The following is a 25,722-nucleotide window of genomic DNA, read 5'->3' on the forward strand; positions in this document are numbered from 1 at the left end:
GGGGATAGGAAAGGAAGTGATAATGTGAATAATCAAGTAATTATTACATTAAGTTTATAAAAGTCAAAATGGTAATTACGAATTTAGAGAAATAAAAAAAGAATGAAGCAATTTAGATCATAGACACGCCGTAATACATATGAGTAAAAACAAAAAAAAAAAAAAAAAAAATAAAAAATAAAAAATAAAAAATAAAAAATAAAAAATAAAAAATAAAAAATAAAAAATAAAAAATGAAGATGAAGTACTCCGAGCCTATTATTGGAATAAAGCATTATGTGGCTCTATTTACCCGGTAATGCAGACACTAGAAGTTACACTCAGAAACGCATTAAATGAATCTGTAAAATTACATCATAATGGAAAATATTTAGGAAAGGATTGGTGGTTTGAGCATATGGCAACCGATATTCAAAACTCTAAAATCAAAAAAATGTCTCAAAAAAGTCGTGATAAATGGCTGAAGCCTGATGGAGTAACAAGAAAAAAGAAAAGTTTTGCTGAGCAAGCCGTCTTAGGAGTAATCAAAGATTTACACAGAGAAAATAGAATACCAATATTACATGATGACGTGATTAGCAGATTAACATTTGGATATTGGGTGTCGGCATTAGGTAGTGATTATGAAGATGTGACAAATAAAAAACTGTTATGGCCTAATTTGTTGCCTTATGTTTTTCCTAATACACCACACAAACCAAAGCGGTTAAGAATTGAAGCCACTTTAAGGCGAGTTAAAGACTTACGCAATAGGATGTCGCATCATGAACCTATTTGGAAGTTTTACCAATTAGATTCAACGGGTAAATCTGATTACTCCAAGCCAGTTTATGGCTTAAACACCAGTTTAAGTTTATTGGAAAAGGCTTACGATGAAGTATTAACAATTATTCGTTGGATGTCTGAAGACCGATACCAGAGCTTTATCGAAGGGCAACTAGATGTAGACTTCAGAAAGCTATGTTCTCATGATGGTTTTTATGGTTTTGTTAATCCTGATAAAATATCAAACAAGGTTTCTCGGACTAAAATAAAACGAGAATTTAAAAAATATATTACCCCAGACTTATCAAATGAAGTTCTTTTTATTACAGGTAATAAAAAAGCTCCCGTAGTTTTAGGTATAAACCAGCCTCGTGTGTAATTATAAATAGGAGCAGGTTTATTTTATTGCCAATAAATAGGTTTTTGATAAGAAAATTTATGAATACAAAAAATGAGGACAGTTAGTTAAATTATGCCAGAGCTACCGGAAGTAGAAGTTTGTAAGCGTGGTATAGAACCACATGTTTTAAATCAAATTGTTAGCAAAGTCGTAGTTCGTAATTCCAAGATGCGCTGGCCAATTACTCCGACGATTTCAGAAATTTGTAGTGAAAAAATTATTTCTGTTAATCGCCGTGCCAAATACCTTTTACTGGGGACTTCGAAAGGTATATTAATGCTGCACCTAGGCATGTCAGGCACTATTAGGGTAATTGATAAAGACACCCTGGTGACCAAACATGATCATTTTGATTTGGTTTTAGAAAACGGGTTAGCTTTGAGGCTCAATGATCCTCGCCGTTTCGGATCTGTATTATGGGTTACAGAAGATATTAACGAACATCCGTTAATTATAAAACTTGGCCCAGAGCCATTATCTTCTGATTTTACAGATGATTGTTTATATGAGAAGTCCCGTAAAAAGACAGTTCCGATAAAAACTTTTTTGATGAACAATCATATAGTCGTTGGTGTTGGCAATATTTATGCGAATGAAAGCTTATTTAAAGCGGGAATAGATCCAAGGAAGCAGGCAGGAAAAGTATCTAAAAAGCGTTATATAGAATTAACCACACATATTAAACAAACATTAGCGCATGCGATTGAGCAAGGCGGTACTACTTTAAAAGACTTCACTCAATCAGATGGTAAGCCAGGATACTTCGCACAAGAATTATTAGTTTATGGTCGAGGTGGTATGCTCTGTTTCGTTTGCAAAGAAAAATTGCAAGAAATTAAACAAGCAGGCAGAGCAACAGTCTATTGTCCTCGATGTCAAAATAAATAAATTTTTAGGCGTGTAATAAAGATTCGACCACAGTCTCAGTAGAATAATTTTTTGTACCTAAATTAGTAATTACTATTACTAAAATTTAGAAAAAATAATGTACTTTTAAATCGTACTTGCTTTTTGTTGGTGATTATTATCTTTATTCCTTTGAATTATGAGCAACCGTCACTCACTGTACTAGCAGGTACAAATTTATGGGTTGTATACCGTCTAAAGTCTGCCGATTAGGAATAACACCCCATATTGCTAATCAAAAAGTTACCCAAGTGATAATACGTAATCCTAAACTTCGCTGGCCTATACCTGATGAAGTACATAGTGTTGTTGGCCAAACTTTAGAAAAAATAGAACGGCGTTCAAAATATTTATTATTAAGGTTTTCTACAGGTACTTTATTATTGCATTTAGGCATGTCGGGTTCGGTGCGAATTTTAGAAGAGCATGTTCCTGCCGCTAAACATGACCATTTTGAAATGTTATTTGATAACGACAAAATGTTGAGGTTGAATGATCCTCGTCGTTTTGGCGCGGTATTATGGTTTCCTGAACATCACGATCTGCAAGGGTTGCTCACTAAGTTAGGACCCGAACCGTTAACGGAAGATTTTACTTACGGGCACTTATTTAACAAGGCAGGTAATCGCAAAGTACCCGTTAAAACCTTCTTGATGGATAATCATGTAGTGGTCGGCGTAGGTAACATTTATGCGAACGAAGCTTTATTCATCGCCAGTATTCATCCTGCCACTTTGGTTAATAGTATTAGTGAAGAAAAATTTAATGAACTAACCGACATTATTAAGCAAGTATTAGCCGCTGCTATCGAGCAAGGAGGAACAACTTTAAAAGATTTTACGCAGGCGGATGGTAAGCCTGGCTACTTTGCTCAAAAACTTTTTGTTTACGGACGAGCAGGTGAAAAATGTGATGGGTGCCAAACCATATTAGAAGAAATTCGACAATCGAACCGTAGTTCTGTTTTTTGTCCTTCTTGCCAAGTACAAGTAATACCAAAGAAAGTAGTGAATAAAAAGCCGAAAAAAACAACTAAATCAGCTAAGTAGTCATGCAGTATATTGCTTTATGTTGTGTTGAAGGTTTTTGACTGCTAACGTTTTTTAGCCTTTGAAAAGTAGTTAACGCTAAAGCTACTTCCTAACTTTTATTCACGTTATAATGATGTTTAAACGAAACGGTTATGCGCAATGCTGACATTGGTAAAATAAGCGCAATTAACCTGGTCATACACCCAACAAGAGTTAAATAGTTGAATGAAACCTTACGAAAATATTGCTGAGTTAATCGCTAATCTAGAGTCAGAAATTCAAGCAATTAATGCCGAAATAACGACCCTAAAAACAGAGCCGCAAAGTTTTAATGAACAAGTTGTGTTTAAATATATTGAAACGGGCAGCACAGGAAAAACAAAAGATTTTGTTCGTTCTCTAGGCGTTAAGTCTGAACGTGGTTCACTATTTTCTTCGGGTGATGTTAGTAAATTAATTAAAGCTGGAAGCGAAGATATTTCACCTGATCTGCTCGATATTGCGCGTAAGATAACTAATATGAAAAATAAAAATGGTAAGCAACGCCAGTAAGTAAAGTCGACTTTAGCTTTAGATCGGTGAAGGTTTTAGCATTTTTTAATACAACGGCAAACATGTATTTGTAAACCAATCATAATGTCGTTAGAAAATAAAATTGTTGATTAAGCGTAAGCTGATAAAAGTAAGAGTAATTGTATAAATTAGCTTACTTATATCAACAATAGGCCTAAACTTTCAAGCAAGATAGCTAGGGTTTTCTTTTCTACTTATTTATTTTTAAGCATAATGTTATCAAGCGCCTGTTTAACAGCAGGATGAACAAACTGGCTAACATCTCCATTGTGTAGCGCAACTTCTTTTACTAAAGTTGATGATATAAAAGAATTTTTTTCAGCTGGTGTCAAAAATACCGACTCTAAGTCAGGGGCTAAGCGTCGGTTCATGTTGGCTAATTGAAATTCATATTCGAAATCAGAAACGGCGCGTAGACCACGAATAAGTACCTTCGCTTGATAGCTTTCGGCAAAGTCTATTAATAAACCGCTAAAACCGACTACCGTCACATTGGGTAAATGTTGTGTAACTGCTTGAAGTAAAGCCACGCGTTGGTCTAAATCAAAGAGTGGTTGCTTGCTAGGACTCGCAGCAATACCAACAATAACTTCACTGAATAAACGACTTGCCCGTTCTATTAAATCGGCATGTCCGTTGGTTACAGGGTCAAACGTACCTGGATAAATTGCTTTAATGGCCATAATTTTCGATGATGTTATCTGAATAAAAATCTATTGTAAGTGTTGATGCGGCTAATTTCAAAAAAATCAGTACGCTATAAAATACACGCTTAACTATTTTTTAGCTGATCTAACATCGCAGTCATCTGATCATTTATCATATTTAGCGCCTTGTATGGGCGGATCATGACTTTAAACTCAGTAATTTTACCTTGCTCATTCCATGTGATCATATCGATACCATTAATATCTATATCTTGTATCTTTAAAGAAAACTCTAGTACGGCGGCGTTATTGCTTAAAAACTCTCGGTCGTAATTAAAGCTACCATTTAAAAAAGTATGAAAGGCTGCCGTTAGATACATGCTAACCATTTCTTTACCTTTTATTGGTGAATGAATAACGGGTGAATATAAAGTTACGTCGTCAGCCAGTAAGGTAGAAACCTGAGAAACTGCCTTGTTTTTTATCAGTGTATGCCAATTACTAAGCATTGTTTATGTCCTTTTTGATTAGTTTGTATTCTATTTTACATAAGGTGCAATCAAATTTGACATCTGTCAAGATTAAATTTACTTAAAGTATTTACTCGAAATACTTTAAGTTTGATGATTTTTGATAGTATGATAGAAAAATAATTGACCACAAATACAAGAAGTAGTATCCATGAAAACTCGGGATAAAATAATTCAAGCTAGCATTGTATTATTTAATGAACAGGGTGAGCGTAATGTTACCACCAACCACATTGCCGCTGATCTTGGTATTAGCCCTGGTAATCTCTACTACCACTTCCGAAATAAAGAAGACATTATACTGTCAATTTATGAGGAGTATGCTCGTAATCTGTTAATAGAAACGATGCCGGAAGTGAGCCCTGACGTAAAGCCTTTAGACGCTATTCTTTTGTATATGGATGTGGTATTTCAGGCAATGATGAAGTTTCGCTTTTTCTACAGTAACTTACCGGTATTGTTAGCAAAAAACCCTTTATTACACGATAAATATGTTGAAGTACAAGGCTTTATTGCTCAGCGTGTAAGTGAGTTGTTACTCTCGCTTCGTGATGCGAAAATGATGGATTTTTCAGATGAAGACTTACCTGATATCGTTAGTATTTTACGCTTAGTAAATACTTTTTGGTTAAGCTTTTATCAAACACAAAATAATGACAATGAAATTAATGATGCTGTTTTCTATCAAGGCGTTTTGAAAATATTAGTTATTATTCATCCATACATTAGTACCGAGGCTAAAAGTGAATTCTTAGAAGCCCGTGCTATGTACCGTCAACGTTGCCAAGATAGTTTATTAAATACAGCGTAACGATTAAAAATAACTCTGTTAAGCAGAGCAGCAATCTACTTTAAGACTGGTAACCGTTTAATAACGCTTGCCAGTTTTTTTCGCGCCATTGAAAATTCGCTATTTTATGACTTTCTTTGCGAAATGACCGAAGTAATCTTGCCATATTCTCTTCTGGCCACTTAATTTGATTATTTCTTGTTTGGCCTTGATCAAAATCAATAAGCCAAACTTTGTCTTTATCATCAATTAAAATGTTATGTGCATTTAGGTCATGATGATAAATGCCTTGTTGATGAAAAGCCTTTATTACTTTACCAATATTTTGCCAAAGGTTGTCGTTAACTTCATTTTTACTGAGGATAGCGACCAAATCACTGGCGTTTTCAATGCGTGACGACAATAAATCTGCACGATAAAACAAACCATGCCTACTTATTCGAAAAGCGATAGGTTTAGGTGCAGGTAGGCCTAATGCCCGCATTGCTATTAATAAATCAAATTCGCGAGCCGCACGAGTATTTTTTATGCTGGTAAAAATGTATAGGTCGTTAATTACCTTGCCAATAAGGCCGCCTCGATAATAATGCCTTAAAACCCAGTTTTGCATGATACCAGTGCTGTTCGGTGTCGCTATAAACCAAGTAGTACCGCGACCTTGTGCACTGCCAACAATGGCATTTTTTTCTTGCCAATAATCACCATCAAGCATTTCAGGCACAAAAGCACTAATTTCATCGTTGTTATATCGACAATAAATATTGCCTTGTTGTAAAGTTTTTTCATTACAGGGTTTTACAATTGCGGGCTTGTTCAAGATAATAGACCTATATTATATTTCTGCTCCTATTGTGGTGAATCCTTTATGCTGGGTCAAATATCTGCTCCGAAAAATTTATGTTTATTACGATTATCAGCCATTGGTGATGTGTGTCATGCGGTTGCTATGGTACAAAATATTCAGCGACAGTGGCCAAATACCAAAATTACCTGGGTAATTGGTAAGATTGAAGCGAGCTTATTGCAGGATCTATCTGGTGTTGAGTTTATTATTTTTGATAAACGAGCCGGTTTAAAGGGCTTTCGTGATTTAAGGCAAACCCTTAAAGGCCATAAATTTGATGTTTTACTGCATATGCAAGTGGCTTTGCGAGCCAGTATCGCGAGTTTATGTATTTCGGCGAAAGTAAAAATTGGTTTTGACACTCAACGTGCAAAAGAAGGGCAATGGTTATTCAGTAATAAAAAAATAGCCAAGCAAAAAAAACCGCATGTATTAGATGGCTTTATGGGCTTTGCAAAAGCCTTAGGCTTAGAAGTTTCACCGCCATTATGGAATATGCCATTAGCAGATAGCGATCAGTTATGGGCCAGTGAAAAGCTCAGCGCTGGCAATGCTGCAGGTAAACCGATTGCGGTGATATGCCCAGCAGCAAGTAAAGCTGAGCGTAATTGGCATGCTGAAGGTTATTCTCAAACGGCTGAACATCTGAGTGCGCGTGGTTTTAAAGTGCTTATCTGTGGCGGACCAACCACCATGGAAAAACTGCTTGCTGAAGCTATCATTAGTCGCAGTGAATTTAGTCAAGGTGATAATGAAATACAAAATTTAGTCGGCAAAACCAGTTTAAAACAATTATTAGCCGTATTAAAACTCGCTCATATAGTTATTGCTCCTGACACTGGGCCTGCTCATATGGCGGTTACAGTAGGAACACCCGTTGTTGGTTTATATGCTCACAGTAATCCTCAGCGCACAGGCCCGTATTTGTATCCTCAATATGTGGTTAGTGCCTACGCTGCCGCAATACAGCTGCAATATAAGCAAAGTATTGATCAATTACCTTGGGGCACTCGTGCTAAAGGTAAAGACTTAATGATGCAAATTAGCATTGCAGATGTTAAAAAAACCATTGAGCGGGTAATTCACGACAACTATCCAGAAATGCGTTAACTCACACATAAGGATGTGTATGAAAAAGTATGTTACCGGCTTTTTGTTTTCAAAAGATGCTAGTCATGTCGTGTTAATTAAAAAAATTAATCCGCAATGGCAAAACGGATTGTTTAATGGTGTAGGTGGAAAAATAGAAACCAACGAGGCCTCAATAGCTGCCATGGTTCGCGAGTTTTTTGAAGAAACGGGTGTTACCACCCAATCAGCCGATTGGACCCACTATGCGAAAATATATCGGCCTAATGGCTATGATGTAGACATGTATTTTGCATACTCTGATCTTGCCTTTAGCGCTAAAACCATTGAACAAGAGCAAGTGCATATTATTGATTTGACTCAGTTACCGCGTAATATCATCCCAAATTTACAGTGGTTAATTCCGCTAGCGCTAGATAAGCAGGCCGACTTTTCAAACCCAGTATTATTACAAGAAATTGCTGATGAGCGCCTTAAAGCATAGCGATTAAACGCATTAATGTACTTTGCATCGTACGGATTAATTAATCAGTAACTAATAAAAGTATTAATGAAGAAATATATCAATGAAGAAGCAGAGTAATGAAAAGTAGAAAATTACATAAATTGATCGGTCTTATTTTAGTGTTACCAATGTTAGGCTGGACATTCACTGGTTTAGTATTTTTTATTAAACCTGGTTACCAAGGTGCTTATGAGCAATTATCAGTTAAAACCTACCCGCTGAGTGGGCCTATAACGATTATTCCTCAAGATAATTGGCAAGAAGTTAGGGTAGTGAAAACAGTGTTAGGTGAGCACCTTATTGTTAAAGCCAACAACAAAAGTCAGCACCTTGATCCCACCACTTTACTGGCGATGCCTGAACCGACAACCTTACAGCTTGAAACACTTATCAATGATGCCTTTACTGATAATCAGGCACGCTATGGCGATATAATCAGTACTGATGGCTTCACGGCGAAAACTAATACAGGTGTTGAGGTAGTGCTTAATTGGAGTAGTCTAAGGTTAAGTCAGCAAGGCCAAGATACTCAACTAATTAACTTACTTTACCAAGTGCACTATTTGCAATGGACCCCGTTCAAAGAACTCAATCAAGTGGTAGGTATATTCGGACTGATATTGCTAATTTCGTTAACTGTTTTAGGTGTGAGAATTTATCTTAAGCAACGTGTTTAGCTTTTAATTACATATTAAAGGCTTATGATTTAATTAACGTGTGTAATGCCGTTAAAGACTGGGCAGTTGCTCCTTGGTTTGCAAGTACAACCTTGTAACTATTGTTTCCTAATACCTTGGCACTGGTTTCATCAGTAAACAAACGCAATACTTCACTGGCTAAAGTACTGGGCATATCGTCATTTTCAAGCAGTTGAATTATGCCTTGCGCAGAAAGTAGCTGCGCTAAAATCTCCTTGAAATTACTCATATTTGGGCCAGTGATAACTGGCTTTTGGAATAAAGCAGGTTCTAATGGGTTATGGCCACCAATATCGCTAAAACTTCCCCCCATAGTAACCACATCAGCTAAAGCGCAAGCAGCGAGTAATTCGCCTAAAGTATCAATAATCCAAACATGGGTATTAAGAGATACTGGAGTATTTTGGCTTCGTTTTAGTACTTTGTTTCCGGCATCATGCGCCAGCTTAGCAACTTGCTCAAAACGCTCGGGGTGTCGGGGCACAATAATCAGTAAGGCCTGGCTGTCTTGTTTTTTAACTTGTTCAAATGCTTTTAATGCGAGTGCCTCATCGCCAGGGTGTGTACTGGCGATTAGCCAAACTTTGCGATTTGCTGTTAATAAGCTTTTTAGTTCTTGTTGTTTAATCTTAATATCAATATTTAACGAGACATCAAATTTTAAATTCCCTGATAATTTACAAGTTTCAGGGGTTGCGCCCATCGCTAAATAATTATCTTGGTTGACTTGGCTCTGAGTTAATATTTTGTCAAATTTTTGTATTGTAGGGGTGATCAGCCAAGCGAATTTTTTATAGCTGCGCATTGATTTATCAGATAATCGCCCATTGACTAACAGCAGCTTAATATGGTTATTTTTACATTGTGCAATTAAGTTAGGCCATAACTCTGTTTCCATAAAAACCATAGCTTTAGGTTTTAAACGATTTAAAAACAGCGTAGTTGAACAAATATTGTCTAGTGGTAGGTAACAATGCTGCACTTTATCAGCAAATAATTTTTGTACTTGAGCTGAGCCGGTTGGCGTAAATGTGGTTACGGTAATGGGTGTGTCAGGGTTTATAGTCAGTAGCTGCGAAATAAACGGTTTTAAAGCAATGATTTCACCAACACTGGCCGCATGCACAACTATGCCATGGGGCTTTAAGTTTTTCGCAATAAAGCCAAAACGCTCAAGAAGTCGCTTTCTATAGGCTTGTTGACTAATTGATCGGATCAATAACACGACTAACAGTAGTGGTGTTAGCAGCAAAAATAATAATCGGTATAAAACTAAAGCAAGAGTAAAGCGCACTTAACGAGCTCAAATATCAATATTGTATAATCAATAGTATACCTAAAATCTTGCTTAAAAAAATCAAGCAAGTTATAAAAGAGCTAGGCTTAGTGTTTGTTAGCATAACTGTCTTACCTCGCTAACTAGGTCAGTAAAGGTTGTTCCGTTGTACATGGAGTTTTAGTTTAACTTATGAAAATTTATCTATTTAATCGATATAGAAACACTAGATACTCAGCATTGAAATTTATTTTCTGTTTACTAGCGTTTTGTACTGCTCAGCAATCTGCCGCTCAATCACTGGTTGTAAATCATGAAGCTAAATTAAGCAAAACCGTTACGTTAACAGCCATTGATAATTTCACCTTGTCCGGGCAATTAAATGTTGGTTTAGCAACGTCTGGTGGTGTATTGCTACTGCATGATTGCCAACATATAGCCAAAGATTTTCAGCCTTTACACACCGCACTTGTTAAGCAAGGTTTATTCGTTTTATCTCTCGATTTAAGGGGGTTTGGTGTAAGTCAAAACGAGGATTATTCCCATAAAAGTATTCGATTAAAAGCTGACGATATCGTGAGCTATCAAGGGAAGTTAGCGGCATTAATGCTGCATTGGGAAAGTGATGTTTTGTCGGCATATCAATATTTACAACGTACAATGAATAATAACCAAAGCATTAGCATAGTAACAAGCGGCTGTAGTAGTAACCAAGCGATTTACTTAGCGCAAAAAATCGCTTTAAAGAGTGTGGTTATGCTGTCACCAGAGTTAAGTGTTGACGACAAAGAGCAATTTAAACACTTACCCGACATGCCCATTTACTTGCTCAGTGCCAAATACCTCACCGAAGCAATGCTTAACGCACAAGAGTTGTTCGATTGGAGTGGTGATAGGCATTCGGTGTTACAAACATTTAAAGGTAACGGATCAAGTTACTATTTGCTAAAGCAACAGACTTACTTAAATGAAAATATTGCGATTTGGTTAAATAGCACGCTATCCACACTACCTGAATGATCAGCGTTTAAAAATAGTATCAAGAATAATTGAAGAGTTAGTTCTAGCTACACCTTCAAGCGAACACACCATATTAAGTACTTCGCTTAACTTTTCTAATGTGCTTGCTTGTATTGTTACCAATAAGTCATATTCCCCACTAATGGAATAAATATGGCTAATTTGATGTACTTTTCTTAAGGCTAAGCAGATAGTTTGTCGCAAGTTAGGATTTACTTTTAAAGAAACATTAGAAGAGATTAACCCACTCGTGTATTCGCTACCTAACACCACGCTGTATGCTTCAATCACATTATTGTTTTCAAGCTTATTCAGTCGATTTTGTATCGCCGTTCGTGAAACGCCGGTTGCTCTTGCCATATCAGAAACACTGGCGCGGGCATTGAGTCGCAGTATTGATAATAACTCTTCATCTTTTTCAGTTAACAATGACAACCCTTAAACTATATAAATACAAAATACAGCCTAAGATATTACACTTTGACACATAGATATGTCAATTTGACTATAAAAAAGGTCAAATTATCACGTAATGTCACTTTGCATATCACCTTGTGTGGGCGGATAATACGACAATTGAAAGACAATAACTTTTTAAGGAATTACCGTGACCAATTCTGCCAATACAAATAACTTTTATGCTCATTTAACTTCGCAAATAAACCAAGTAAAAGAAGATGGTTTATATAAGGCTGAACGTGTAATAACCACTGCGCAACAGCCTCAAATGGCGGTTAATACTGGCGAAAACGTGGTTAATTTTTGTGCCAACAACTATTTAGGCCTAGCTAATCACCCGTCGTTAATTGCGGCGGCAAAGCAAGGTTTAGATGAGCATGGTTTCGGTATGGCATCAGTACGCTTTATTTGTGGTACGCAAGACATTCATAAAACCTTAGAGCAAAAGTTAAGTACCTTTTTAGGCATGGAAGATACTATTTTGTATTCTTCATGTTTTGACGCTAATGCCGGTTTGTTTGAAACGTTATTAGGCCCAGAAGACGCTATTATCAGCGACTCACTTAACCATGCTTCGATTATCGATGGCGTACGTTTATGTAAAGCGAAACGTTTTCGTTATGCTAACAATGATGCGGCTGAGCTTGAAGCACGTTTGATCGAAGCTGATGAAGCTGGCGCGCGCTTTAAATTAATTGCTACTGACGGTGTGTTTTCGATGGATGGTGTTATTGCCAATTTGAAAGCAGTTTGTGATTTAGCTGACAAATATAATGCCATGGTGATGGTTGATGACTCGCACGCGGTAGGTTTTGTCGGCGAACAAGGTCGTGGCAGCCATGAGTACTGTGATGTAATGGGTCGTGTTGACATCATTACCGGTACTCTTGGTAAAGCAATGGGTGGTGCCTCAGGTGGTTACACTGCAGCGAAAAAAGAAGTCGTTGAATGGTTACGTCAACGTTCGCGTCCGTACTTATTTTCAAATTCATTAGCGCCAGCGATTGTTAATGCTTCAATTAAGGTCATTGATTTATTAGCTGATGGTGGCGAATTACGCAAAACTTTAAAAGACAATGCAGCATATTTTAGAACGCAAATGGAAGCGGCAGGTTTCACTTGTGCCGGTGCTGACCATGCTATTATTCCGGTCATGTTAGGTGATGCAAAAGTGGCTAGTGCGATGGCAGATCGCCTTTTAGCTGAAGGCATTTATGTGATTGGTTTTTCATTCCCTGTCGTACCTAAAGGGCAAGCGCGTATTCGTACACAAATATCAGCTGCACATACCAAAGCAGAATTAGACAAAGCCATTGAAGCCTTTATTCGTATAGGCAAAGAAATGAACGTGATTGAGGGCTAAACATGAAATCATTAGCAAAATTAAAAGCTGAACCAGGTATTTGGATGACAGATTCGCCGAAGCCAGAAATTGGCCATAACGATCTGTTAATCAAAATTAAGAAAACGGCTATTTGTGGAACGGATATTCATATTTACAACTGGGATGAGTGGTCACAAAAAACTATTCCTGTTCCTATGGTTGTGGGTCATGAATATGCGGGTGAAGTGGTTGGTATTGGTCAAGAAGTTAAAGGTTTTTCACTAGGCGATCGTGTTTCAGGTGAAGGCCATATTACCTGTGGTCATTGTCGTAATTGTCGTGGTGGTCGTACGCATTTATGCCGTAATACTGTCGGTGTTGGGGTGAATCGCGCGGGCTCTTTTGCTGAATATTTAGTTATACCGGCATTTAATGCCTTTAAATTACCAGATGAAATTTCAGATGATTTAGCCGCTATTTTTGACCCGTTCGGCAATGCTGTGCATACGGCGTTATCATTTGATTTAGTCGGTGAAGATGTTTTAATAACTGGCGCTGGCCCGATTGGTATTATGGCCGCTGCGGTAGCAAAGCATGTTGGTGCTCGCCATGTTGTGGTAACCGACGTTAATGAATACCGTTTAGACTTGGCTCGAAAAATGGGCGCTACACGAGCTGTTGACGTGACTAAAGAAAAGCTATCAGATGTTATGGCTGACTTAGGTATGACCGAAGGTTTTGATGTTGGCATGGAAATGTCAGGTGTTCCGATGGCATTTACCGATATGTTAGCCAACATGAATAATGGCGGAAAAATTGCCATGCTCGGTATTCCAGGTGAAGATATGGCGATAGACTGGAGCAAAATTATTTTTAAAGGGTTAACCATTAAAGGTATTTACGGTCGCGAAATGTTTGAAACTTGGTATAAAATGGCTAGTTTGATTCAATCAGGCTTAGATTTAACGCCAATTATTACTCATCACTTTAATATTGATGATTTTCAGCAAGGTTTTGATATCATGCGTTCAGGACAATCGGGTAAAGTAATTTTAAACTGGGAAAAATAATGTCAAATAGCGAAGAAAATTTTAAACATATGCAAATCAGTGAACTGCATAAAGTACTAACTGATAAAACACATGTGGTGGTTGATATTCGCGATCCAGCCTCGTTTCAGGCGGGGCATATTCCCAATGCCATACATTTAAGTAATGACAGCTTACCTGATTTTTTGCGTACCGCTGATTTAGACGAACCTGTAGTGGTGTGTTGTTATCACGGTATTTCAAGTCAGCAAGCGGCGCAGTTTTTGATCAGTCAAGACTTTACCGAAGTGTATTCTTTGGATGGTGGCTATACTGATTGGCAATTACAACACCCGGACGTTGTTGAAAGCTGATGATAGAGCAAAACCTGCAGCCTTTAGTGAAAGTAACGCAACACAATATTGCCTTACTTTTTTGTAACTACCTCAAAACAATGCAGGTTCAAGCACAGGTTAAAAGTGAAGATGCAGGCTTTGTGATTTATTGTCAATCTGACCAAGTTGATTTTGCTCAACAAGAGTTTGAGCAATTCATCGCTCAACCTTATCAGGCTAAATACCAGCAAGCAGCATGGCAAAGCGGTAATGTTACTGAGGTTAGCTCTAATTCTCCTGCGTTATTAAGTAGCTTTAAGAGCCAGTTTTTTTCTCATGCTGGCATTGTTACCTTAGTCGTATTCACCCTATGTTGGTTGGTTTTTATTGGCAGTAGTTTAGGCTGGGGAAATACTTTATTTCATCACTTACAATTTTATCCTCAACTTAGTTTTGACGCCGTTATACAAGCCCCTCACCGATTATTAGGGCCTGCTTTCTTTCATTTTTCATGGTTACATATTGTTTTTAATACCATGTGGTGGTGGCAGTTAGGTGGTTCGATTGAAAGTACCATGGGTAAATTCAGTTTAATTAACTTACTGATTATTTCTGCCTTGTTTTCTAATGTTGGGCAGTTTTATGTTGGTGGAGCAAACTTTGGTGGTTTATCCGGAGTAGTCTATGCGTTGGTAGGCTATGTGTGGTTTATTGGCTGGCTAATGCCGGAAAAAGGTCTGTCGTTGTCTAAACCCATTATCGGCTTTATGTTGTTTTGGCTACTGTTAGGTTACACGAGTTTAATGCCGATTAATGTTGCAAACACTGCCCATTTATTAGGCTTGCTTAGTGGTTGTATGGTGGCTTATATTCAAGTTTTAAAAGAAAAAAAACACACGTCATAACAATCAGTGTGTTTTAATTTTTCAGCAATTAAAAAGTTTATTTTAATTGCTGTTTAGCTGAACAGAGTTTAATTATCTAACCACTGGGTAAACAAAAGTTTTTTTATTAACGGCTTACCTGTCTCTTTTTCCAGTAATTCTTTGACTTTATCTTCGCACAAACGCTGTATTTCATGGCGACCATTAATTGATTTTATGTTTGACTCAGGCTGCTGACCAATAATATTAATAATGGCATCTCTCAAAAGTGGCGCATGATGCTCAACAATTTCATAATTGTTGGCATCTTCTATCATCAACTCAACTGTTAGGCGAACATAGCCCATTTTTTTCTTAACAGCGACGTAATTAGTCACAATAGAAGGTTCGAAACCAAAGTAGGCATAATCTGCAGCTTTAGCAAAAGTCGAACTTAACAGGACTAGTATTAAAATAAGGGATGTTTTCATACACTAAAACTCAAATTAAAAATAAGTTATCTATTTATGTTAAGCAGTTAAATAGGCTGATTACTATTAAATGATAACTCGAATTTTGATCATGCGCTGATTTATTTACCTATTTTTATCAGGTTCAACCGGTGAGCCAAATTTTATTGGCTATAAATTGCTGTTTTGAAAGCGGGGAGTAAGCTGTATTTTTGTCTTACTAAACGCTATCATACCTCGCTTTTCGTTAAATAACGCTGCTGTTGCTTGATACAACGTGATGCATGCGCTGTTAATAATAAACGTATCGAAAAAGCGTTTAGCGTTGTTTAATCAATATTTATTTACCCGTCTTAAGGTGAAATAGTTTTCAGGTATGACAATAGAACATTCATTATTCCCTGTGCATATGGTGGCCAATTGGCAACCACCCCAAAGTGTCTCTATTGCTAATAACTTACGCGATTGGTTACTTGACCCTAGTTCATTAACGGCTCGCTTGAAGTCTCATAGCCAGCATTTTCGTGTCGAACTACTCGGACAAAAAATCGAAGCTTGTAGTGCTGCAGAGGCCAATAATGACATTGTTGCTGGTGAGCAAGTATTGGTCAGAGAAGTTTTATTGTACTGTGATGATATAGCACAAGTATTTGCTCGCAGTTTATTACCTTTGTGCTCGTTAACGGGTGCTCAACAACAGCTAGCCCATTTGGGCACACAGTCTTTAGGGCAAGTATTGTTTAATCATCCTGATTTACAACGTAAAAAGATTGAAATAGCCAAATTTGATCAAGATTCTAGTGTCGCTAAACTTGCAGATTATTTATCACTGCAAAAAAGTCAGCTCATACTTTGGGGAAGACGTTCGGTATTTGTGCTTGATGAAAAACCATTAATGGTGGCAGAGGTTTTTTTACCTAACGCCATTGCATATAAATAATAAAAAGGTACTACAGTGAGTGAGTTCACCCAAAAACTAACTGCGATTAAACAAATTACCCGTATGGATAAGCCTATTGGTACATACTTGTTGTTGTGGCCGACTTATTGGGCGTTATGGATTGCCTCAGATGGTTGGCCGTCATTGCATATGCTAATTATTTTTAGTTTAGGTGTTTTTTTCATGCGCAGTGCAGGCTGTATTATAAATGACTATGCCGACCGCAAAGTGGATGGCCAAGTTAAGCGCACACAAAACCGACCGTTGGTAACGGGTGCTCTATCAGGCAGCGAAGCTTTACAATTATTCGCTACCTTTATTTTATTGGCTTTTTCTTTAGTCCTTACTTTAAGCGATTACACCATCATGCTGTCTGTTGTTGCCGTTTGTCTGGCAGCCAGTTACCCTTTTATGAAACGCATTACCCATTTTCCACAGGTAGTATTAGGCGCCGCGTTTAGCTGGGGTATGATCATGGCCTTTGCGCAGGAGCAAGGTCAAATACCTGCGGTGGCTTGGTTATTATTTACAGCTAACGTTATTTGGACTGTTGCTTACGACACCATGTACGCTATGGTTGATCGTGATGACGATTTAAGAATAGGTGTTAAATCTACCGCGGTTATTTTTGGTGAAAATGATAAGCGCATTATTTTATTTCTGCAGTTAATGACCTTAGCGTTATTATTTACAGTCGGTGATATTTTAGCCTTTGGTTGGCTTTATCAGTTGTCGTTAGTTATTGCGGCAGGATTTTTTTGTTATCAACAAATTTTAATTTCAGGGCGTGATCGTGATCGCTGTTTTCAAGCTTTTTTGAATAATCACTATGTAGGTTTAATTATATTTGTTGGTGTAACAATAGAATACCTTTAGCTCAAAGTACTCTAAATCACCGTACTTGTTAAGCGACAAAACGCTAAGCGCACAACATAAATGTGTTGTTAATATGTGGCATTGTGGAGAGTAATAGCTAAAGCTTTAGCTCTTACTTTTAGACAATAGCACTGTTCGAGGTAGCGTATTATAGATATCCATGACCAACCCAGTGGATTGGTCATGGAATAAGTTACAAGGTGACTGTTTAGCTTTTATATCCTTAACGCACAATACTTTGTAAAACTTCTATATCGACTAAGTTACTGACTGAGCTTTTTAATAAACCTAATGTGCTGCTATCTATTAACTTATCATCGTCATTTAGCTCAATATAGCCTTGGTCTTTCATCGCACTAATTAAGGTCGATTGAGCCTTTTTATCAATAAATTCTGGTGCGCTAATATCATTTAATACCGATAAGCGTTGAGCAATAGCAACAACCTTTTCAATTAACTCAGATTTTTTAATCGGCGCTAATTGCCCCAGTAATGAGGTTATAATGGCGAATCGTTGCATGGTTTCGTTAACACATTCAGCAATTAAACGAATTTTAGCTCTATTCTCATCATCACTACATAATGACCAAGCGCCGGATTTACTTTGTTTTACGATGCCCTTATCAGCTAAGAACTGACAAACGGCTTGGACTTGCTGCGCTATGTCATCAGCTGCTTGCCATAAAAATAAATCTGTTTTTAGTAACTCTATAAGGCGCTGAATTTGACTGAGTAAGCTCTCTTGGCTAATTTTTGCATTACGCTCTAATAAACGACAAACCAGTGATGGCAGTATGAATGTGTGAATAATATTGTTGCGGTAATAGCGCAGCTCCAAGATTGCACTTTCTGTTAACGAGATAATGTCACCAAAACTGTCTTGGTTGATGGTGACTTTATTTAATAATATGACATGCTCTAAAAGCTCAGCTCCGGTTTCATCTGGAATGGTTAATTCTGTATGATACGGCGCAGCACGTTGTAATTCGATAAAGAAATCAAGCTGGCTTATTAACTCGGCTTTGGTCAATGCTTTGTTTTCTGTGGCATGTAAAATCAAAGAGACTAAGGCAACCCCATTCAATGCCGCACATTGATTAATTGAAGTCATAACTTGCTGAGCTAGTACATTAACGCAAGGGTTCAACCACTTAGGCTTTTGTGGGTCTATAGGGTCAATAGCTTGTTTCCAGTCAGGCACCTGATTATTTAAAAACTGATTAATATTAATCGGCTCGCCAAAGTTAACATAGCCTTTACCATAATTTCGTAAGTTTCGAATTGCTTTAATCACACCAAAAATTGACTCGCCTTTCTTTTGGCTACCACTCAACTCTTTGTGATAAGTACCCACTTCCATCACGTGTTCATAACCTAGGTATACCGGCACTAAGGTCAGTGGTCGGTCAATCCCACGCAGCATACTTTGAATGGTCATTGCTAGCATGCCAGTTTTTGGTGAAAGTAAACGTCCGGTCCGGCTGCGCCCACCTTCTGAATAGTATTTTACCGAATAACCACGTTCAAAAAGTAAACTTAAATATTCACGAAAAATAGTAGAGTAAAGACGATTACCTTTAAAGCTACGACGAATAAAAAAGGCCCCTGCTTTTCTGAAAATTGGACCAGCTGGCCAAAAGTTTAAATTGATACCTGCTGCAATACGCGGTGTAACTAAGCCTTGTTGAAATATGACGTAAGTAAGGAGTAAGTAATCCATATGGCTACGATGACAAGGTACGTAGATAATTTCATGCCCCTCTTGTGCTAAGTTTCTTAACCGCTCAGCTTTATTCACTTCAATACCGTTATAAAGTCGATTCCATAGCCAGCCTAAAATACGCTCACCAAATCGAACCGTTACATCTCGATAATCACCGGCAATTTCGTCCATAATGGCTAATGCCTGCTTTTTAGCTTCTGCTTCAGTAATATTTTTACTTTGAGCTTCTTCACTAATCACACGTTTTATTGCGGGGTTTACTATTAAATTAGCAAACATCTGCTGGCGATGCATCAGTCTAGGGCCTGTGGCCGCTATAATTTGTCGGTGAAAATGAATGCGGGTAATGCGCATTAATTTGCGTGCACTGGCCTCAGTACTGCCATGTTTATCAGCCATATGTCGAAATGAAATGGCTTCACTAAAGCGCACCATGGTATGGCGACCTAAAAATAATACGATAAAGAACTTTCTTAACCAGGTAGGTGATTCTTGATCAGCTAATAACGCACCGACATTAGTGTTGTTTTTTTCTTTGGTTGGCGTTCGACCCCAAATAACATTAGCTGGAATCAGTTGTGCGTCTAAGGCTTCGTTATTAGCGTGAGCGTTCAGTAGTTCAAATCCTTGCGCGATTGCCGTCGTTTTTTGTGGTTTGCGCCAATTAAATAACGCCTTAGATTTTTCTAAAAAGAGTAACCGAGATAAGGTTTCGCCATCAATATTAACCGGTGTTAAAGGATCAGGTAAATTCGCTTTTTTACAAGCGGTGCGCAGTGATAATACGTCACTGGCTGATTGATGCCTTAAGACATAAAATATCGGTTGCTCAGGAGTTAGTTGATCTGAATTAATTATTTCGTCGGCAACAACTTTGCAACGCACCAATAATTTTATCGGTAAGCGTAATAATAAATAAAAGAACTTACGAATGGCTAACATCATGTTTTACTCGGCTTTATTTGACTGGTTATGATAACACTTAGCATCAAGTTAACTCTGATTCCCTGTAAAGTTTGTCTGGCTAAGCGCTCAACTCAATTTTATAACGGTTATTATACCCGTACTTCTTTCTGATTAGCGATGAGTAGTTTTATTCGTTAATAATTAACTGCTAAAAATACTTATTCCAAGTACTATAATGAAATATAAAGAAATAAACGAAGTATTGGCAAGCCATACTTCATTAAGATGATAGGAAACTTATGCAAAATAGCCCTAAACCATTAAAAATTGCTATATTTGTAGATGTACAAAATATTTATTACACCACGCGTGACACTTTTCAACAGCAATTTAACTATCGTGCTTTTTGGCAGCAAATTAGCCAACAAGGGGATATTGTTCTGGCCAATGCTTATGCAATACAACGCAGCGACGACCAACAACATAAATTCCAAAAAGCGTTAAAACATATCGGCTTTGATGTGAAGCTTAAACCGTTTATTCAACGAAGAGATGGCTCAGCTAAAGGTGATTGGGATGTGGGTATAGCGATTGATGTTATGGAAGCGGCTCCCGATGTTGACATGGTTATACTGCTTTCTGGTGACGGAGACTTTGATTTATTACTGAAAAAAGTTATGTCACGTGATGGTATAAAAACGCATGTTTATGGTGTCACAGCTTTAACGGCGCAGTCTTTAATTAATGCCGCGAGTGAGTTTTTCCCTATCGATAGGAATCTCTTGTTATAAGAGGTTAAAAGCTTTTAACCTGCTCTCAACTTTACAGGCTCAGCATTTGTTACTTAGCATATTATGCAAAATATTTTGTAATACAAGATGCTTTTCATCAAAAGTCAGCTAAATTTGTATTTATTGTTTGGGCTTAGTATTGTACCCATAAAATTGTCATAGAAATAATTATAAACAAGGAAATATCATGTCAGTAGAAGCGCTATATAAAGTTATTTTATACCCATTTATCAATGAGTCACTTGCCAGTTTAAAAGCAATGACGAACTTGGTTGGTGAAGCTGGGGAAGCTTTTGTCGATAATGTTGATGACTTTCGCTTTAAAGGCTATGCAGTATGCTCTGAAGTTACAGGTGGTTTAGATGGCGTAATTATGATGCATCATTACCCAGAAACAGCTATCGCCATTGGTAACTCTGTTTGTGAGCACATGTTTGAAGAAAAATATCAGTTCACTGAAATTAATGAAGAGCTAAGTCATGCGCTAGCAGAATGGGGCAACACCATCGTGGGTCGCTCAACTGATCTACATGGCCGTTATAGTTTAGATTATAAATTTTCAAGCCCGTACTTTGTTCATGATGTTAATGACATGGATAAATATTTAGCCGGTGTTACCGAAGTTATTACCGTGCCTATTACTATTGAAGGCGTAGGGCGTTATTACTTTAACTTACTGATCCGTAAAGTTGAATATCAATCAATAGGTATCAAACGCGAAGCCAGTACAGGTATTAGCAACCCACATACCAATGTATTACCACTCGAAAGTAAAATATTATTAGTAGATGATAGCGGCATGATACGCAAAGCACTTAAACGCTATTTAGCACAATTAGGTTATAACAATGTGATTGAAGCTGACGATGGTTCGGTAGCCGTTACTATGGTGCAAGAGCAACAACCTGACTTTATGTTTATGGATGTGGTGATGAGTGACATGAATGGCGATGAAGCATTAGCTAATATCCGCGCTAATGGCAGTAATGTGCCTGTGGTTATGTTGTCATCAGTTACTGATCAAGCGCTGATACAAAGCTGTGCAAGTAAAGGCATTTCAGGCTTTATATTTAAGCCTATTCAAGCTGATACTGGTGCTGAAATTATTAAAGATTATTTAAAGATAGCTTAATATGAGCTGCAAAACAGTGATGGTTATTTACATTTAATAATTATTAATCATCACGTTCTATCTCATTTATAAAATTGAGCAATGCAGGGATAATATAAGTATAAATACTACTTATATTATCCCTTTTTTATTTATTGAGAGTGAATAACTTCAACTTTATCAAACAACTTTTCAATTGAAGGGGAAACATTTCCGGTAGTTTTACTGACTACCACAATAGCGATTGTCGATAAAATAAACCCAGGGACTATTTCATAAATACTGGCACTTAACGACTGACCATTGATTGTGATGGGCGCATAAATCCAGATTAATACCGTGACAGCACCAACTACCATACCCGCAAGCGCGCCGTTACGATTCATTTTTTTCCAGTAAAGACTCAAAATGACCACAGGCCCAAATGCTGAACCAAAGCCAGCCCAAGCATTACTGACTAAGTCTAATACTGAGCTATTGCGATCATACGCTAAATAAACCGCAACTAAAGCGACAATCAGTACCGATATTCTTCCTACTAATACTAATCGTTGATCACTGGCTTTTTTATCCAAAAAGGTATGATAAAAATCGCCCGTTAATGAGCTTGAGGTCACTAGTAGTTGCGATGATATGGTACTCATAATTGCGGCAAGAATGGCGGCAAGTAAAAATCCAGATATTAAAGGGCTAAATAAAACTTGTGACAACAAAATGAAAATAGTTTCAGGGTCTTCTAATGCAACGCCGGTATTTTTAACATAAACAATACCCGCAAACCCAGTAGCCATTGCACCGCATATCGCGACAATCATCCAGCTCATGCCAATACGTCGAGCAGTGGGTATGTCTTTGACCGAACGAATAGCCATAAATCTGACAATAATGTGGGGTTGCCCGAAATACCCTAAACCCCAAGACATGGCAGAAATTACCCCAACGATACCAATACCACTAAACATATTGAGTAATTCGGGATTCATTTCTTGAATACTGCTATGTACTGTTGCTAATCCGCCGACATCATTAATAACAACAACCGGCACTAAAACTAAGGCGATGAACATAATACAGCCTTGCACGAAGTCGGTTAAACTTACCGCAAGAAAGCCACCAAATAAAGTATAGGAAACCACCAACTAAGGCGATGAACATAATACAGCCTTGCACGAAGTCGGTTAAACTTACCGCAAGAAAGCCACCAAATAAAGTATAGGAAACCACCACGCCTGCAGTTACATATAAGCCTAATTCATAGTTTAAACCGAATGAACTTTCGAATAGCTTACCGCCTGCGACTATGCCGGATGAGGTATAGAGGGTGAAAAAAACAATGATAACAATGGAAGAAATTAACCTGAGTGCGCGAGATTTATCTTCAAAGCGATGCTCAAAAAAATCAGGCAATGTAATCGAGTCGTTAGCAAACTCAGTATATGTGCGTAAACGAGGAGCAACCACGAGATAATTCAAAAATGAACCAATCACCAAGCCTATCGCAATCCACAAGCTGCTGATCCCTACGATATACATAGCACCAGGTAAGCCCATCAGCATCCAGCCACTCATATCTGATGCACCGGCTGATAATGCTGTTACGGAAGGGCTTAAACTACGTCCTCCCAACATATAGCCAGAAACATCGTTGGTTGTCTTTCTATATGCATATATGCCGATGCCGATCATGGCACAAAAATAAAGCCCTAAAGAGAAAAGTGTTTCAAATTCCAAAGTAATACCCACCGTTATATTTTTTAATAGTGTTAATAAGCCAATGTATCGATAAAGAGTTTACTGGCGGAATAATCCATAAACATTTATTAAGAAACTTAAATTTAAAATTAAAACTTCCTTAAAGTCTGATTTTTAAGGTAAAAATTAAAGCATTTATGACAAAGGCTACTATGTGCATTAACGCTAAACTTAATGTTAATAACATTGGCAATATTAAGCGTAGATTTGTTGTTGAATATTTTATGCAGACAAGGATAAAAAGGTTATTATCGAATATTAAATTAAAATTTTTTATGGATTAGGCCGTAAACACACTCTTTAATAGTAGCCTAGGTAATTGGACATATTGAATGCCAACAAAGACACCGCCAAACAATAGAATTTTTGAAGCTTTTCAATCATGTAGAGATGGGTTGGTGCGCTCAATTATGAAAATGAGCGTAAAGCAGCAAGATGTTGATGATATTTTACAAGAAACCTTTATTCGAGTTTTACAATCTGATGCTCAACAAGAAATAAAATCTCCTAAAGGCTATTTATTTGTTGTATCACGAAATTTGGTGCTGAAGAAGTTAACGCAGCAATCGAAAGAAATAGATAATGAAATTGATGAAGCCTTACTTGAGAGTGATGTTGATAATACGGTTGAGAAAGAATTATACCAAAAACTTAAATTTGAACGTTTCTTGGAAGTATTAAACGCATTACCTGAAAAAAATCGCCGAGCGATACTCTTAAGAAAATTATATTGTTTAAGTCATAAAGAAATAGCTAAAAAAATGAATATATCCGTCAGTTCAGTTGAAAAAAATATAGCCAAAGGCTTAAAGCAATGTAAGCAGTCTCTTTATGCTCAAGGATACGACGTAAACGAGTCCAAACAAGCCATTGTGCTTAATAAGTTGAACGAGGAAAGTAGAAAATGAATTCAAGTAATAAAGTAGTTCCTCTTCATACCTCAAATAGTATTGACGACGAAGCATCGCTTTGGTTGGTAAGACTAGATAATGGGAGTTTATCTCGACAAGCTAAAAAAGACTTTAAAGCATGGTTAGCAGTAGATAAACGCCACTTAGTTGCATTAAAAGCAATGGCTGATGTGTGGAATGATATGGACGAAGTCTTAAGTATGATTACCGATGAAGGTAGTTCAGAAAATATATCGTTATGGCCAATATTAACCCCTGTTTTTAAACCGTTGATGTTAGCGGCAAGTGTGAGTTTTTTAGCTGTTTTACTTTGGTTGACTGTGCCTGAAGGTGTGCAGAAAAATTCATATGCGACTGTAATTGGCCAGCAACTCGATACCACGTTTGCTGACGGTTCAATTATTCACTTAAATACGAATACGGTGATTGAAACTGAGTTTTCTAAAGACAAGCGCATAATAAAGCTTATTCAAGGTGAAGCGCTTTTTGACGTCGCTCACGATCCTAATCGTCCTTTTATTGTTTATGCCGGTGATCGCTTAGTTCAGGCAATTGGAACAAAATTTGTTGTGCATATAAAGTCTGAGAACATCCAAGTAACCGTAACGGATGGTAAAGTTAAAATGTCAAAAGTGGCTACTGATACCCCACTGTCTGATATTAAAGAGCTGAATAATACAATAGCTCAAGCAGATGATGTCTTTATTGTAAAAGGTGAGAAAGTTATTGCTAACAATAACCAAACGCCAATTTTAACGCATATTAAAACAGAAAATTTACAACGTGAACTTTCGTGGCTTGATGGCAAGTTAATTTTTGATAATGAAACATTGTTTGATGTTATCGAAGAAATTAATCGCTATCTCGACATCACTATTGTATTAAAAGATCCTTCGCTACACGCACTAAGAATGAGTGGGCGTTTTGACTTAGGCGATAGCGAAGCGTTAATTGAAGCGATAGAGTTATCATTTAATATTCAGTCCCAACGCATTGATTCAAATAAAATATTATTGACTAAAAAAATAAAAACCTAAATTAATTAAAAAAACTTTACGGATTTTTATACCTTCGAGCTCTTTAAGTTAAGTTGCAAAATTTTTACAAAAAAAGTAACTAAACAAAATAATTATAAAACTCGGGAAGGAAATAACATGTC

Annotated in this window: 26 protein-coding genes and 1 pseudogene; 19 read left to right on the top strand and 8 right to left on the bottom strand. The window is 37.3% G+C overall.

Annotation, left to right across the window (positions count from 1 at the left end; translation table 11 throughout):
* Positions 1-226 precede the first annotated feature (226 nt).
* The 4 genes from H4J50_RS12605 to H4J50_RS12620 all read left to right on the top strand — a co-directional run bounded on the left by H4J50_RS12605 (position 227) and on the right by H4J50_RS12620 (position 3,654).
* A complete protein-coding gene (locus H4J50_RS12605) occupies positions 227-1,144 on the top strand; it encodes an Abi family protein (RefSeq protein ID WP_182256839.1) in 918 nt (305 codons plus the stop codon).
* A 93-nt stretch (positions 1,145-1,237) separates the two neighbouring features.
* On the top strand, positions 1,238-2,053 hold the full coding sequence (mutM, locus tag H4J50_RS12610) for a bifunctional DNA-formamidopyrimidine glycosylase/DNA-(apurinic or apyrimidinic site) lyase (protein WP_182256810.1): 816 nt from the start codon (positions 1,238-1,240) through the stop codon (positions 2,051-2,053).
* Positions 2,054-2,250: 197 nt separating this feature from the next.
* Positions 2,251-3,120, top strand: a complete 870-nt coding sequence (mutM, locus tag H4J50_RS12615; protein WP_182256812.1) for a bifunctional DNA-formamidopyrimidine glycosylase/DNA-(apurinic or apyrimidinic site) lyase — start codon at positions 2,251-2,253, stop codon at positions 3,118-3,120.
* Positions 3,121-3,327: 207 nt separating this feature from the next.
* Positions 3,328-3,654: a hypothetical protein gene (locus H4J50_RS12620; protein ID WP_182256814.1), complete on the top strand. Its 327-nt coding sequence runs from the start codon at positions 3,328-3,330 to the stop codon at positions 3,652-3,654.
* Positions 3,655-3,869: 215 nt separating this feature from the next.
* On the opposite strand, the gene coaD is transcribed toward H4J50_RS12620, so the two are convergent.
* Both coaD and H4J50_RS12630 read right to left on the bottom strand, forming a co-directional pair.
* Complete coding sequence (gene coaD / locus H4J50_RS12625) at positions 3,870-4,358, bottom strand: pantetheine-phosphate adenylyltransferase (protein ID WP_108457504.1); 489 nt, start codon at positions 4,356-4,358, stop codon at positions 3,870-3,872.
* 89 nt (positions 4,359-4,447) lie between these two features.
* Positions 4,448-4,831 (bottom strand): nuclear transport factor 2 family protein, encoded by a 384-nt coding sequence (locus H4J50_RS12630; protein ID WP_182256816.1) that lies wholly within the window; start codon positions 4,829-4,831, stop codon positions 4,448-4,450.
* A 172-nt stretch (positions 4,832-5,003) separates the two neighbouring features.
* Between H4J50_RS12630 and H4J50_RS12635 the strand changes: the two genes are divergently transcribed.
* Entirely contained in the window at positions 5,004-5,663 is a 660-nt protein-coding gene (locus H4J50_RS12635) for a TetR/AcrR family transcriptional regulator (RefSeq protein WP_108457502.1), read from the top strand.
* Positions 5,664-5,703: 40 nt separating this feature from the next.
* On the opposite strand, the gene H4J50_RS12640 is transcribed toward H4J50_RS12635, so the two are convergent.
* The gene (locus tag H4J50_RS12640) at positions 5,704-6,459 is read right to left on the bottom strand and encodes a 3-deoxy-D-manno-octulosonic acid kinase (RefSeq protein ID WP_220466200.1); all 756 of its coding nucleotides are present in this window, start codon (positions 6,457-6,459) and stop codon (positions 5,704-5,706) included.
* A gap of 48 nt (positions 6,460-6,507) precedes the next feature.
* Between H4J50_RS12640 and H4J50_RS12645 the strand changes: the two genes are divergently transcribed.
* The 3 genes from H4J50_RS12645 to H4J50_RS12655 all read left to right on the top strand — a co-directional run bounded on the left by H4J50_RS12645 (position 6,508) and on the right by H4J50_RS12655 (position 8,757).
* Positions 6,508-7,596: a glycosyltransferase family 9 protein gene (locus H4J50_RS12645; protein ID WP_182256818.1), complete on the top strand. Its 1,089-nt coding sequence runs from the start codon at positions 6,508-6,510 to the stop codon at positions 7,594-7,596.
* Between the two features lie 19 nt (positions 7,597-7,615).
* Positions 7,616-8,059, top strand: a complete 444-nt coding sequence (locus tag H4J50_RS12650; RefSeq protein ID WP_182256820.1) for an NUDIX domain-containing protein — start codon at positions 7,616-7,618, stop codon at positions 8,057-8,059.
* A 98-nt stretch (positions 8,060-8,157) separates the two neighbouring features.
* Positions 8,158-8,757 carry a PepSY domain-containing protein gene (locus H4J50_RS12655; protein ID WP_182256822.1) on the top strand — a complete coding sequence of 200 codons (600 nt, stop codon included), beginning with the start codon at positions 8,158-8,160 and terminating at the stop codon, positions 8,755-8,757.
* Positions 8,758-8,779: 22 nt separating this feature from the next.
* Here H4J50_RS12655 and waaA read toward each other — a convergent pair whose 3' ends face one another.
* Positions 8,780-10,072, bottom strand: coding sequence for a lipid IV(A) 3-deoxy-D-manno-octulosonic acid transferase (waaA, locus tag H4J50_RS12660; protein ID WP_182256824.1), 1,293 nt, complete (start codon positions 10,070-10,072; stop codon positions 8,780-8,782).
* 174 nt (positions 10,073-10,246) lie between these two features.
* Between waaA and H4J50_RS12665 the strand changes: the two genes are divergently transcribed.
* The gene (locus H4J50_RS12665; RefSeq protein WP_182256826.1) at positions 10,247-11,074 is read left to right on the top strand and encodes a hypothetical protein; all 828 of its coding nucleotides are present in this window, start codon (positions 10,247-10,249) and stop codon (positions 11,072-11,074) included.
* On the opposite strand, the gene H4J50_RS12670 is transcribed toward H4J50_RS12665, so the two are convergent.
* A complete protein-coding gene (locus H4J50_RS12670; RefSeq protein ID WP_108457497.1) occupies positions 11,075-11,503 on the bottom strand; it encodes an Lrp/AsnC family transcriptional regulator in 429 nt (142 codons plus the stop codon).
* A 178-nt stretch (positions 11,504-11,681) separates the two neighbouring features.
* Here H4J50_RS12670 and H4J50_RS12675 point away from each other — a divergent pair, with 178 nt between their 5' ends.
* The 4 genes from H4J50_RS12675 to glpG are packed head-to-tail and all read left to right on the top strand — an operon-like array spanning position 11,682 to position 15,125.
* A complete protein-coding gene (locus H4J50_RS12675; protein ID WP_108457496.1) occupies positions 11,682-12,896 on the top strand; it encodes a glycine C-acetyltransferase in 1,215 nt (404 codons plus the stop codon).
* A 2-nt stretch (positions 12,897-12,898) separates the two neighbouring features.
* The gene (gene tdh / locus H4J50_RS12680) at positions 12,899-13,927 is read left to right on the top strand and encodes an L-threonine 3-dehydrogenase (RefSeq protein ID WP_182256828.1); all 1,029 of its coding nucleotides are present in this window, start codon (positions 12,899-12,901) and stop codon (positions 13,925-13,927) included.
* Positions 13,927-14,259 (top strand): thiosulfate sulfurtransferase GlpE, encoded by a 333-nt coding sequence (gene glpE, locus H4J50_RS12685; protein ID WP_108457494.1) that lies wholly within the window; start codon positions 13,927-13,929, stop codon positions 14,257-14,259. The genes tdh and glpE overlap by 1 nt, the downstream gene beginning before the upstream one ends.
* Positions 14,259-15,125, top strand: coding sequence for a rhomboid family intramembrane serine protease GlpG (glpG, locus tag H4J50_RS12690; protein WP_182256830.1), 867 nt, complete (start codon positions 14,259-14,261; stop codon positions 15,123-15,125). The genes glpE and glpG overlap by 1 nt, the downstream gene beginning before the upstream one ends.
* A gap of 68 nt (positions 15,126-15,193) precedes the next feature.
* On the opposite strand, the gene H4J50_RS12695 is transcribed toward glpG, so the two are convergent.
* On the bottom strand, positions 15,194-15,574 hold the full coding sequence (locus tag H4J50_RS12695) for a flagellar basal body-associated protein FliL (RefSeq protein ID WP_108457492.1): 381 nt from the start codon (positions 15,572-15,574) through the stop codon (positions 15,194-15,196).
* A 355-nt stretch (positions 15,575-15,929) separates the two neighbouring features.
* Here H4J50_RS12695 and H4J50_RS12700 point away from each other — a divergent pair, with 355 nt between their 5' ends.
* Both H4J50_RS12700 and ubiA read left to right on the top strand, forming a co-directional pair.
* On the top strand, positions 15,930-16,493 hold the full coding sequence (locus tag H4J50_RS12700; RefSeq protein WP_259366245.1) for a chorismate lyase: 564 nt from the start codon (positions 15,930-15,932) through the stop codon (positions 16,491-16,493).
* 15 nt (positions 16,494-16,508) lie between these two features.
* Positions 16,509-17,369 (top strand): 4-hydroxybenzoate octaprenyltransferase, encoded by an 861-nt coding sequence (gene ubiA / locus H4J50_RS12705; protein WP_182256832.1) that lies wholly within the window; start codon positions 16,509-16,511, stop codon positions 17,367-17,369.
* Between the two features lie 223 nt (positions 17,370-17,592).
* On the opposite strand, the gene plsB is transcribed toward ubiA, so the two are convergent.
* The gene (gene plsB, locus H4J50_RS12710; protein ID WP_239059034.1) at positions 17,593-20,037 is read right to left on the bottom strand and encodes a glycerol-3-phosphate 1-O-acyltransferase PlsB; all 2,445 of its coding nucleotides are present in this window, start codon (positions 20,035-20,037) and stop codon (positions 17,593-17,595) included.
* Between the two features lie 260 nt (positions 20,038-20,297).
* Here plsB and H4J50_RS12715 point away from each other — a divergent pair, with 260 nt between their 5' ends.
* Together H4J50_RS12715 and H4J50_RS12720 are read left to right on the top strand one after the other, a co-directional pair.
* A complete protein-coding gene (locus H4J50_RS12715; RefSeq protein ID WP_182256833.1) occupies positions 20,298-20,789 on the top strand; it encodes an NYN domain-containing protein in 492 nt (163 codons plus the stop codon).
* A gap of 187 nt (positions 20,790-20,976) precedes the next feature.
* Complete coding sequence (locus tag H4J50_RS12720) at positions 20,977-21,921, top strand: response regulator (RefSeq protein WP_108457489.1); 945 nt, start codon at positions 20,977-20,979, stop codon at positions 21,919-21,921.
* Positions 21,922-22,052: 131 nt separating this feature from the next.
* Here the strand turns inward: H4J50_RS12720 and H4J50_RS12725 are convergent.
* Positions 22,053-23,631: pseudogene (locus H4J50_RS12725) on the bottom strand (sodium:solute symporter family transporter).
* Between the two features lie 353 nt (positions 23,632-23,984).
* Here H4J50_RS12725 and H4J50_RS12730 point away from each other — a divergent pair.
* Complete coding sequence (locus H4J50_RS12730; RefSeq protein ID WP_182256835.1) at positions 23,985-24,560, top strand: RNA polymerase sigma factor; 576 nt, start codon at positions 23,985-23,987, stop codon at positions 24,558-24,560.
* A complete protein-coding gene (locus tag H4J50_RS12735; RefSeq protein WP_182256837.1) occupies positions 24,557-25,600 on the top strand; it encodes a FecR domain-containing protein in 1,044 nt (347 codons plus the stop codon). The genes H4J50_RS12730 and H4J50_RS12735 overlap by 4 nt, the downstream gene beginning before the upstream one ends.
* Positions 25,601-25,722 lie beyond the last annotated feature (122 nt).

Source organism: Colwellia sp. 6M3, assembly GCF_014077595.1.
Lineage (GTDB): Bacteria > Pseudomonadota > Gammaproteobacteria > Enterobacterales > Alteromonadaceae > Cognaticolwellia.